This is a genomic window from Streptomyces sp. NPDC058086 (assembly GCF_042885015.1).
Taxonomy (GTDB): Bacteria; Actinomycetota; Actinomycetes; order Streptomycetales; family Streptomycetaceae; genus Streptomyces.
This window is the reverse complement of sequence record NZ_JBHVST010000116.1, coordinates 21,022-32,321: the sequence shown is the minus strand read 5'-3', so window position 1 is coordinate 32,321 and position 11,300 is coordinate 21,022. Positions and strand designations below refer to the sequence as shown.

7 protein-coding genes are annotated in these 11,300 nt (G+C 71.1%); 2 read left to right on the top strand and 5 right to left on the bottom strand.

Features of this window, described 5'->3' with window-relative positions; translation table 11 throughout:
* A partial coding sequence (locus ACFVWD_RS48570) for an Rne/Rng family ribonuclease (protein WP_389604828.1) occupies positions 1 to 2,267 on the bottom strand: 2,267 nt, incomplete at its 3' end.
* A 1,213-nt stretch (positions 2,268 to 3,480) separates the two neighbouring features.
* Here ACFVWD_RS48570 and ACFVWD_RS48565 point away from each other — a divergent pair.
* On the top strand, positions 3,481 to 3,762 hold the full coding sequence (locus tag ACFVWD_RS48565; RefSeq protein WP_389604824.1) for a hypothetical protein: 282 nt from the start codon (positions 3,481 to 3,483) through the stop codon (positions 3,760 to 3,762).
* Between the two features lie 527 nt (positions 3,763 to 4,289).
* On the opposite strand, the gene ACFVWD_RS48560 is transcribed toward ACFVWD_RS48565, so the two are convergent.
* The gene (locus ACFVWD_RS48560; RefSeq protein WP_054231926.1) at positions 4,290 to 5,066 is read right to left on the bottom strand and encodes a TIGR03936 family radical SAM-associated protein; all 777 of its coding nucleotides are present in this window, start codon (positions 5,064 to 5,066) and stop codon (positions 4,290 to 4,292) included.
* A 48-nt stretch (positions 5,067 to 5,114) separates the two neighbouring features.
* Positions 5,115 to 6,299: a hypothetical protein gene (locus ACFVWD_RS48555; RefSeq protein WP_389604822.1), complete on the bottom strand. Its 1,185-nt coding sequence runs from the start codon at positions 6,297 to 6,299 to the stop codon at positions 5,115 to 5,117.
* Positions 6,300 to 6,597: 298 nt separating this feature from the next.
* On the opposite strand from ACFVWD_RS48555, the gene ACFVWD_RS48550 reads away from it, so the two are divergent.
* Complete coding sequence (locus tag ACFVWD_RS48550) at positions 6,598 to 7,182, top strand: TerD family protein (protein WP_385386414.1); 585 nt, start codon at positions 6,598 to 6,600, stop codon at positions 7,180 to 7,182.
* 90 nt (positions 7,183 to 7,272) lie between these two features.
* Here ACFVWD_RS48550 and ACFVWD_RS48545 read toward each other — a convergent pair whose 3' ends face one another.
* The gene (locus tag ACFVWD_RS48545) at positions 7,273 to 8,376 is read right to left on the bottom strand and encodes a hypothetical protein (protein ID WP_389604820.1); all 1,104 of its coding nucleotides are present in this window, start codon (positions 8,374 to 8,376) and stop codon (positions 7,273 to 7,275) included.
* A 131-nt stretch (positions 8,377 to 8,507) separates the two neighbouring features.
* Positions 8,508 to 11,144, bottom strand: a complete 2,637-nt coding sequence (locus ACFVWD_RS48540) for an amino acid permease (RefSeq protein WP_389604819.1) — start codon at positions 11,142 to 11,144, stop codon at positions 8,508 to 8,510.
* Between the last annotated feature and the right edge of the window lie 156 nt (positions 11,145 to 11,300).

Sequence of the window (11,300 nt, the reverse complement as noted above, 5' to 3'; positions counted from 1 at the left end):
CGGTCCTGCTGCTCGGCCGCCGCGGTCTTCTTCGCGGTGGTCTTGGCGGCCGTCTTCTTCGCGGTCGCCTTCTTGGCCGTGACCTTCTTGGCGACCGTCTTCTTGGCAGCGGTCTTCTTGGTGGCGGCCTTCTTCGCCGTCGCCTTCTTGGCCGTCTTGCGGGCGGCCGCCTTCTTGGCCGGGGCCGCGGCCTCGATGTCGGACTCGGCCGCCGTCTCGGGCGCCGTCTCGGGCGCCTCAGGGGCCTCGGCCGGCTCCGCCGAGGCCGACGGGACGACCACGACGGCCGCCTCCTCGGACGCGGTGGGCGCGGTGGCCTTGCGGACGGCACGGCGACGCGGGCGGGCCGGCGCGGCGCTCTCGGCGGGCGCCTCGGGCTGCGGCTCGACGACCTCGGCGGCGGCCTCGGGCACGGGCGCCGCGACCGGCTCCGTGACCGTCACCGTCACCACGGTCTCTTCCGTCGCCTTCGGGGAACCGGCCGGAGCCGACACCTTGCGGGTGGCACGACGACGCGTACGGCCCTTGGGAGCGGCCTCGTCCTCCGGTACGGCGACCACGGGGGCCGGAGCCGCCTCAGGAGCCGGCGTGACCTCGGGAGCCTCGGCGACCGGCGCCTCGACGACCGGGTCCTCGACCGCGACCGGCTCGGACTCGGCGGCCTCGCGGGACGTCAGAGCCCGCTCGGTCCGCTCGACCCGCTCCTCACGGCGGCCCCGGGGAGCACGCTCCTCGGCCTTCGGCGCACCCGCCGGAGCCGACACGCGCCGGGTCGCCCGGCGCCGCGAACGACCGCCACGGGAAGCCGCGGCCTCCGCCTCGGCGGCGCTGCTGTACAGCTCCTCGTCCGGCTGGAACTCCTGCTCGACCAGAGCGACGGGCGCGGCGACCTCGGCGGCCACCTCGGCCTCGCTCTCGACCGTCTCCGGCTCCTCCGCGATCTCGTGCGTGTGCTCGAGCTCGTGGTCGGGCTGCTCGGCACCACCACGGCCGCGCTTCTTGCGCTTGCCGCCGCCTCCGACCGAGGTCGGCTGCTCCATGTGCACGATCACGCCACGGCCGTTGCAGTGGACGCAGGTCTCGGAGAAGGACTCCAGGAGGCCCTGGCCGACGCGCTTGCGCGTCATCTGGACCAGGCCCAGCGAGGTGACCTCGGCGACCTGGTGCTTCGTACGGTCGCGTCCCAGGCACTCCAGGAGGCGCCGCAGCACCAGGTCCCGGTTGGACTCCAGGACCATGTCGATGAAGTCGATGACGACGATGCCGCCCAGGTCGCGCAGCCGCAGCTGGCGCACGATCTCCTCGGCCGCCTCCAGGTTGTTCCTGGTCACGGTCTCTTCGAGGTTGCCGCCCTGACCGGTGAACTTACCGGTGTTGACGTCGACCACGACCATGGCCTCGGTCTTGTCGATCACCAGCGAACCACCGCTGGGCAGCCAGACCTTGCGGTCCAGGGCCTTCATCAGCTGCTCGTCGATGCGGTACGTCGCGAAGACGTCGACCTCGGAGGTCCACTTCGAGAGGCGGTCGGCCAGGTCGGGCGCGACGTGGGACACGTACCCGTGGATGGTCTCCCACGCCTCGTCGCCGCTGACGATGACCTTGGTGAAGTCCTCGTTGAAGATGTCGCGGACGACACGGACGGTCATGTCCGGCTCGCCGTACAACAGGGACGGCGCGTTCGTGCTGCCGCCGCTCTTCGCCTTCTTCTGGATGTCCTCCCACTGCGCCTGCAGTCGCTCGACGTCGCGGCTCAGCTCGTCCTCGCTCGCGCCCTCGGCGGCGGTGCGCACGATGACGCCCGCGTCCTCGGGGACGATCTTCTTGAGGATGGTCTTCAGGCGCGCGCGCTCGGTGTCGGGCAGCTTGCGGCTGATGCCGGTCATCGAGCCCTCGGGCACGTAGACCAGGTAGCGGCCGGGCAGGGAGACCTGGCTGGTGAGGCGGGCGCCCTTGTGGCCGATCGGGTCCTTGGTGACCTGCACGAGGACCGACTGGCCGGACTTCAGCGCGCTCTCGATGCGGCGCGGCCCGTTGGCCATGCCGAGCGCCTCGAAGTTGACCTCACCGGCGTAGAGCACGGCGTTGCGGCCCTTGCCGATGTCGATGAAGGCGGCCTCCATCGACGGCAGCACGTTCTGGACCTTGCCCAGGTAGACGTTGCCGACGTACGAGGTCGACTGCTCCTTGTTGACGTAGTGCTCGACGAGCACGTTGTCCTCGAGGACGCCGATCTGGGTGCGCTCGCCGCTCTGGCGGACGACCATCACGCGCTCTACGGCCTCACGGCGGGCCAGGAACTCGGCCTCGGTGATGATCGGAACGCGGCGGCGGCCCTGTTCGCGCCCTTCACGACGGCGCTGCTTCTTGGCTTCGAGGCGGGTCGAGCCCTTGATGGACTGCACCTCGTCGGACGGGTGCTCGTCCTTCTTGCCGCGCGGCTCGCGGACCTTGACGACCGTGCGCTCGGGGTCGTTCTCGCCGGGCTCGGCCTCGGGGCCGGAGTCACCGGCGCGACGGCGACGGCGACGGCGACGACGGCTGCTGCTGGAGCCGGAACCGCCCGGCTCGTCGCGCTCGTCCGCCTCCTCGGCGTCCTCCTCGGCCTGCTCGGCGGTGTCCTCGGCGTCCTGCGCGGCCTGCTCGGCGGCGTACTCGTCGTCACCGGCCTCACCGTCCGCCTCGGCGGACTCGCCACGGCGACGACGACGGCCACCACGACGGCGACGGCGGCGCGAGCCCGCGGACTCCTCCTCGGACTCGTCGTCCTCGACGCCGTCCTCGACGTCCTCGGCGGACTCGTCGGTCTCCTCCACCTCGTCGACGGGCTCCGCGACCGGGGCCGCGGGCGCCTCCTCGACGGTCCGGCGGCGACGGCGACGGCGACCGCCGGTCTCCTCCTCGACGGCCACGGGTGCCTCGACGACCTCTTCGGCCGCGGGGGCCTCGGCGGTCTCGGCGGCCACTTCCGCCGCCTCGGCGGCAGCCGCGGCGGCGGCCCGCTCCGGCGTCTGGAACATCGGCTCGGTGAAAACGGGCGCCTGGAACACGGCGACGGCCGGACGCGCGGGCCGTCGCGCGGACTCGGCCTCCTTCGGCGCGGGGGCGGAGAAACCGACAGCGGCCTTGCGCGTGGCACGGCGGCGGGTGCGGCGCGGGGCGCCGTCCTCGGTGCTCTCGGCCTCGGCCTCGGGCTTGGTCTCGGCCGCGGGCTTGGTCTCGGCCTCGGCGGCGGGCTTGCTCTCGCTGGGGCTGGTCTCGCTGGTCACGGGCGCCTCCACACGCTCGTCGGCGGCGTCGCCCTCGGGCGCACCGGCGGGCGCGGAGACACGCCGGGTGGCGCGACGACGGGTGGTGCGGCGGGGTGCGGCTTCCTCTGCGGCGGGGGCCTCTTCGACCTGGGCCGCGACGGGCTCCCTGACGGCCTCAGGGGTCTCAGTGACCTCAGGAGCCTCGGGGGTCTGAGCGGTCTCGGCCGCCTTGGGCGCACCGGTCGGCGCGGAGGCGCGACGGGTCGCACGCCGACGCGGACGGGCGGCGGGCGCCGCCTCCTCCTCGACGGCGGGGGCCTCTTCGACCTGGGCCTCGGCCTCGACCTCGGCGGGCGTGGTCGCGGGCACCACGGTGGTCTCCGCGGCCGGGGCCGCCTCGGCCGTCCCCGGCGCACCGGCGGGCGCGGACACCCGGCGGGTGGCGCGACGACGCGTACGGCGCGGAGCGGCGTCCTCGGCGGGCTCGACCGGCTCGGCGGCAGCGGCCTGAGCCACCGCCTCCTCCACCGTCTCTTCGGTCTCTTGGGTTTCTTCGGTCTTGAGGACCTCGGGGGCCTCGGCGGCGGCCACGGCCTCGGCCGATGCCACCGGCGGTATGGCCGGAGCCGTGGTCTCGGCCACGGACTGGGACTCGGCCGCGCCCGTGGGCGGGCCGGCCGGACGCGACGCCGCACGGCGGCGGCGCCGCGGCGGCAGGGTGTCGCTCGGAGTGTTGTTGTTGTCGGAACCCTCGGTGGGTTCGGTCGGCTCGAGCATGCGGGTGGATCTCCCGTCAGGCTCCCGGGCGCCGCGCCTGGTCCGGCAGTGCCGGTGACGTCCGCGGCTCGCGCGATGCGCGGTGCCGCCGTCCGGGGCGCGGGCGCCGCACGGGAGCTCTCTGTGTCCTGTCTCGCCGGTTCCGTACGCCATGTGTGCTTACGGCCTGGCGAAAGTCTTCTGGTCGGTGCGCTGCCCGACCCAGGTGGCTCCCGGATCCGAGGGCGGCGCTACGACGTCCGTCCTTACGCGGGACCTTCCTTACGCCGACGCCTTCGCGGCGGCAGTTTCGGCGGCCCCTGTGCGATCGGCTGGGGCGGCCATGACTGCCTCGCGGTCGGGCGCGAGCGGGTCGGTCACCGTGCCGGTCTCTTCATCGAACAGCCCCTGCGCCAGCCTGGTCACCGCTGCGGCGACCGGCGGCGCCAGGTCGGCCACGGCGCGAAGACCGGACAGGACGTCGTCGGGTCGTACGGCAGGCGTCACGTGCCGAACAACCAGGCGCAGTATCGCACAGGGCTGGTCGGTCGGCCTATCGGCCTGCGGACTGTGCGCCTCGAGGCTCGCCACGGCACCGCGGGCGTCGAAGGTGCGCATCCCGTTCTTGGTCCTGCGCTGGACTTCCACCGTGTCGGCCGACTTGAAGGCGTCGACCGCGCGCTCCGCGTCCTCGGGCGCCACGCCGTCGAGGCGCAGCTCCCACACGGACGCGGTGAGCCGGTCGGCGAGACCCGACGTGCGGGCCTCGACCGCCTCGATGATGTCGAGCCCCACGGGCATCGACTCGTCGAGGAGCTCACGCAGCTTCTGAGGGTCACGCGTCTGGGTGAGCGCGATCTCCAGGTACTCCGCCTCGCTGCCTGTGCCGGTGGGTGCGGCATTGGCGTACGACACCTTCGGATGCGGCGTGAACCCCGCCGAGTACGCCATCGGCACCTCGGCACGGCGCAACGCACGCTCGAAGGCGCGCTGGAAGTCACGGTGGCTGGTGAACCGGAGGCGGCCGCGCTTGGTGTAGCGCAGTCGGATGCGCTGCACCGCGGGTGCGGGCGGCGGGCCTTCGGGCTGTCGCTTGCCCAGTGTCGTTCAGTCCTTCGTGAGAGCGGTCGTACTGCTACCTAGAGTACGTGTCGCGGCGGCTCCCGGTTCCCGCCGGTGCTTCGCCAGGGGCACCCGCTCGGGCTCCCGGGGCGTGCCGAAGAGCATGCGGCGGATGTCGGCGCGGGTCTGCCGTGCCGACTCGCGGGCGGTGGCCAGGGCCTGCCGGGTCACCCTGCCCACGCCGCGCGCGGCCTCGGCGGCGGGCCGCAGTACCGTGTCCCGGACGACGTGTCCGACCGGCGTCAGCACGCTGCGGTACACCCAGCGCACGGGCTCCACGAAGATCCACCGGAAGAGTCGTCCGAGGAACCGGCCGACGGCGAGCGAGAGGTGTCCGGCCACCCGCCAGGCGTGCCCAAGTGCGTCCCAGACCTCCCGCGCGACGACGGCGAGGACCCGTCCGACCGGCACGAGCACCCAGCGCCACAGGGCGAGCGCGGGCAGCACGAGCACGACGCGCAGGGTCCAGTAGAGCGCGGCGCCGATCCCGGTGAAGATCATCCGTACGAGCCACCCGGCTCCGCGCGCCGCCCACGCGATCGCCCGTCCGACGGGGGCGAGGATCCACTCGTACAGCCACAGCGCCGGTACGACGATCAGATGACGGACCAGCCAGGCCACGACCTGGTACACCCCGAACGCGACCGCCCCGAACCCGGCCCCGAGGCCCCTGAGCAGCCAGGCGACGGCCCGCCCGACGGGCGTCAGCACCCGGGCGAGTACGGCGCCGATGCCACGGAGAACCCAGGCGAACCCCGCACCGACACCGCGGAGGACCCACATGAGCCCGGCGCCCACGCCCCGCGCCACCCAGGCGATCGCGTGTCCGACCGGTGTGAGCACCGTCTCGTACAGCCACACGGTGGGCACGACGAGCAGCACGTACCCGAGCCACGCCAGCGCCTTTCCGGCCGGCACCACGACGTACCGCCACAGCGTCACCCACGGCCAGACGAACACCGCCCACGCCACCCACTGGAGCACCCGCCCCGCGGGGCGCAGCACGGTGTCCCGCAGAAACCTTCCGCCGACCACCAGGGCGTCCCACAGCATGCGCACCGGCACGACGAGCACGAGGACGACGATCCGCACGGGCAGGCGGATCGCGACCGTCAGGCACCCCTCGGCCGGTACTGCGGGTCGCTCAGCAGGCGACTTTTCCAGATCCATACCGATGTAGACGCGTCAGGGCACCATCTGGATGCACGCCCCTGAGGCCGGTTGCGCTCCCGTCGAAGCTCCCGGCGGTCGCGCCGTTCCGCCCGGTCCACCGTGCGTCGGCCGACCGGTGGACACACACGTGCACGCCCGCACCGAGCCCCCAACCGCCCTGGGCCTGGTAGTGGTTCGCCAACTCCCTCTGTGTGTCCCCTTGTCCGCTTATGAAGGGACCCCTGCCGAGGGAACACCAGGAACTCCATGCACACTTTGCCTGTCGCAGTCCCGTCTCCAAGAGGATGATCCACGCATGATTACGCTCACCAAAGAAGACGGCCCGGCGGATCTGGACGGAGTCACCCATCTGTCCATCGGAGTGTCCTGGGATCCCACCGCGGGCAGCAGCGGTGGAGTGATGGGCGCACTCCGCCGCAAGACCGGCACCGACCTGGACCTGATCGCCATCGCGATGCAGGGCATGGACCCGGTGCGCCTGGCGGGCCTCGACTCGCTCGACCCCATGGGCAACGGTTCCCTGGTCCACAGCGGTGACAACCAGACCGGGCGCGGGGAGGGCGACGACGAGACGTTGACGGTCGAGTTCGCCCGGATACCGTCCAACATCACGACGATCGTGTTCATCGCCGCCGCCTTCAAGAAGGGCAGCTCCTTCCAGAAGGCCCGCAACATCAGCTTCAAGGTGTACGACGCGACCGGCGGCACCACTCAGCAGGTCGCCGACATCTGGCCGAGCCTGCTCACCCAGGACAACGGGTGCGCCGTGGCCAAGGCCGTTCGTGTCGACGGCAGCTGGAAGCTCGAGGTCATCAATGTGACGGGGAAGATCAAGCAGGGTGACGAGCACGCCCTGATGCGCTTCGCCGTCAGCAAGTAGTCCGCGATCACCGCGTAGTTCGCCGTCACCACGTAGTTCGCCATCAGTACGTAGGACGAGGTACCCGGGGTCCCTGTGCGGCCCCGGGTACTACATACGCCGAACGGTCTGCGCCTCCGCCCTCTCGACCGGGGTGCGGCTGTGGACATGGACCAGGGCGAGATGGAACAGGGCGGGCGCAAGAGGGGCCCAGCGGTGGATCCGATCCGCGCGCAGCATGTACTTGACCACTGCCGCAGGACGGAAAGGCACGTAGTCGATGGTCTGATGCTCCCATCGATCCGCGACCCCTCGGCTCATACGCGCCTGCAGGCCTTCTCGGGTCAAGTCCTTCAGCCTGGCGTAGAAGTGGGCGCTCCAGTGGCGCTTGTCGACGTCCAGCACAAAGGCGAGCAACTCGAGTGCGTACTCGTGGGGTTCGAGGGACAGCTCCTCCCGCATGCCGCGCCGGGCCACCGCATGCACGTCGGGGGCGTTCCTGCCGGACGAGTCGATGTGCCGTGACATGCCTTCGTTGACAGAGGAGTTCCAGACACCCGGAGCCATACGGACCCGGTCACTGCGCTGACTGACGACCAGCAGCTCGTCGCTGGTCACCACCGCCACATTCACAGCGAAGCTGCACTGCAGAAACGCGGGTGCCCGCAGCGGATCGTCCGGTGTGAGATACCGGGAACGAGGGGTTGTCCCGTCGGCCAGTCGGCGGTCGAGCTGCTGAGCGGCGAGAAAGGTGTAGTAGTCCGTCGGGCGGAGCCTCAGGTGGACCACGGGCTGCTCTTCGAGAGCGGTGCGCGAGACGTCGAGCGACTCGACCGCGTAGCGGGGGCCGTTCCACAACGGAGTCCGCCCCTCCGCCCGCAAACGCTCGCTCTCCCCCTCGATCTCGGCCCGCCACCCGTCCATGTCGGAGGGCAGCTCGATCTCCGCGTCGAGCACTTGGACATGGACGGCTTCGGCGGGTATGGACGACTCGCCGTCCCCTTCGACGATCAGGGCGGACGTGTGCAGAGGGCCTATGGAGAAGGTCCTCCACGCGGGACTGGACTCCTCCCGCTGCCGCAGGCCGCGCACCGCGCGGGTGGAGCGAGTACGCAGCCTGAACCAGCCGTCCTGCAAGGGTTGCTGGAACAGCACCGCACACAGCATCCCGAGTACGGCACCCACCACTCCGTTGGCCACATCTATCCCGCCCATTCCAGGCAGGGTAGGCAAGTTGATCACCCCACGCGCGATCTTGTCCTTTCCGTTACGGCCGCCCGGTGATCGACCTGGCGGCGTCTGTGACCGACCTGCGCCGACGCAGCCTGTTCGGACCTCGGGCGGTGCTACTGGCCGTCCGCCGGCGGCAGGTCCTGCTCGGTCCAGATCGTCTTGCCGGTGGGTGTGTAGCGCGTGCCCCAGTGGTGGGTCATCTGGGCGATGATGAACAGACCCCTGCCTCCCTCGTCGTCGTTCGCGGCGTGCCGCAGATTGGGCGTGGTGTGGCCGGTGTCGGAGACTTCGCAGATCAGGTTCCGGTCGCGGATCAGGCGTACCTGGATCGGGCCGCCGACATAGCGGATGGCGTTGGTGACCAGTTCGCTGACGATGAGCTCGCTGGCGAATGTCAGGTCGTCCAGCCCCCAGTCGCGGAGCTGCTTGCTGACGGCGGTGCGGATGGTGGCCACGGCCGCCGGGTCCGGGGGCAGCTCCCACTGGGTGAACTGGTTCCGGTCGAGCAGGTGTGTGCGGGCGATGAGCAGCGTCGCGTCCTCGTCCACGGCTCCGGGCAGCAGATTGGTCACCGCCCGGTCGCACAGCTCTTTCAGGGACGCTCGGCCGTCGGCGAGGAGCTGGGACAGCTGCGCGAGCCCGGCGTCACGGCTGTCGGCCGCCTGGAGGAGGCCGCCCGTGAAGAGGGCGACGAGACTGCCCGGCGGGAGCTCCAGATCCGTGCTCTGGTAGGGCAGGCCACCGACTCCCAGCGGCGGTCCGGGGGGCAGCTCCGGTTGGTCGACGACACCCGTGTGCGGCTCGACGACCAACAGCACCGACTCCCCGGCCCGCGCCAGACTGCACTTCCCCGAGAGGGGGTCGTACACCGCGTACAGGCAGGTCACGCCCAGGGCCTCGTCGGCCCGCGACCTCAGGCTGCCCGGGCCTTGGCCGGCCCCGCTCTCGTGCGCCGTCTGCTCGACCAGGTCGTCCAGGCGGGACAGGAGCTCGTCCGGGCTCAGGTCCAGCCGGGCCAGCACGCGCACACCCGTGCGCAAGCGGCCCATGGTGGCCGCGGCGCGCAGGCCGTGACCGAGCACGTCCCCGACGACCAGGCCGACCCGGGTGCCCGACAGGGGGATGACGTCGTACCAGTCGCCGCCCACCCCGGACCCGTTGTCGGCGGGCAGGTAGCGGCTCACCGCATCAACGGCGGCGTGCGGCGCCAGGCGGCCCGGAAGCAGGCTCCGCTGGAGTTTGAGGGCCACGGCATGGCCACGGGTGACCAGCGGCATCAGCAGGACACCGAGCAGCAGGGCGCCCAGGCCCAGGACGGTGACCCCGCCCGTCCTCCCGATCAGCGGCAGGTCGACGCTGGTCATGCCGTATCCGGGGTCCGCATAGACGACGAAGGTGGCGTAGAGGAACAACGCGAGCATGATCAGCCCGCCGAGCCCCGGCAACACACCCTTGAAGACCAGGTCTCTGGCACTGCGGGTGAGGACCTTGCGGTGGTACCAGACGCAGGCGAAGCCGGTCAGTCCGTACTGGAACGCGATCGCGAGACCGACCGAGTCGATCGAGTCGGCCAGGACGTTATGGCTGAACAACGTCAGCAGGATCAGCACGGCGATCGACACCACGCCCATGCCGACGGTTCCCCAGGTCGGGGTGAGAAACCTGCGGTGGACCCGGGCGAACCGGGCAGGGACGGCCTTGTGGACCGCCATGGAGAAGACGGTCCTGGCCAGGGGCAGGATGGTGGTCTCGGCGGAGGCCAACGCCGAGGTCAGCACCATCAGGATCAGCAGTCTCGACAGGAGCAGCCCCGTGTCGTCGCCCCCGAATACCGCCTTGCCCAGTCCGGAGAACACGTCGTTCGAGTTGTGCGTGTTTCCGAGCCCGATGCCCGAGGTGCCGACTCCCGCGAACGCCTGCGCCGACGTGGACACCAGCCCGTAGATGATCAGGAGCAGCACGGTGGACATGACCGCGGCGCGCCCGGGGACGCACCTGCTGTCGACGGTTTCCTCGTTGACCGTGAACGCGGTGTCCCAGCCCCAGTAGATGAAGACCCCCGCGAGGATGCCCGAGGTCAGCGCTGTTGCCGAGGGCACCTCGAACGGGTTGAACCAGGAGGCGGAAACGTGGATCGCCGTCGAGGGAGGGTCGGTGTAGACCTTGACCAGTGCGGCGACGGCGAACAGGACCAGCATCACCACTTCCAGGCACAGCAGCCAGCGCTGGACAGCCGCCGAGAACTCGATGCCGACATAGCAGACCACGGTCAGCAAGGCGATCCAGGCGATGCCCGCCACGGTGGTCCACAGCCGGCTCTCCGCCAGTCCGTCCAGGCCCACCAACCGGAAGCCATAGGCGGCGGCGATCTCGGCGAGGCTCGCCATGACGATGACGTTGGCGACGATGAGGCCCCAGCCGCCCATCCAGCCGGTGCGCGGTCCGAAGGCACGGGTGGCCCAGGAGAAGGTCGTCCCGCAGTCGGCGTTGCTCGCGTTGAGCTCCCGGAACGCGTACGCGACCAGCAGCATCGGGATGAACGCCAGCATGGTGACGATCGGGGCCTGCAGTCCGACCCCGGCCACGATGATGCCCAGCGTGGCGGCCAGGCTGTACGCCGGGCCGGCGGAGGCCAGGCCCATGGCCACCGAGGAGAACATGCCCAGGGCGTCGTTCTTGAGCCCTTTCCGGCCGGACCCCGTCCCGGGAGCGGGGCGGTCGACAGGCTCGGCGCCGCCAAAGTGCCTCACACTTGATTCCAACGCCGGGCCACTCCCCTCCGCAACAGCGCAGGGACAGCAGAATGACCCGTACCGGACTCAAACCCGCTCCACCACTGAGTGGAAGTCCACCACCACCGAGTGGATGTCCGAGGCGCCTCTGGGCTCCGCCAGGGCCTCGATCAC

Coding starts and splice junctions, on each gene's coding strand:
- ACFVWD_RS48545 (WP_389604820.1), bottom strand. CDS start 8,376: ATGGGCGGGATAGATGTGGCCAACGGAGTGGTGGGTGCCGTACTCGGG.
- ACFVWD_RS48555 (WP_389604822.1), bottom strand. CDS start 6,299: ATGGATCTGGAAAAGTCGCCTGCTGAGCGACCCGCAGTACCGGCCGAG.
- ACFVWD_RS48550 (WP_385386414.1), top strand. CDS start 6,598: ATGATTACGCTCACCAAAGAAGACGGCCCGGCGGATCTGGACGGAGTC.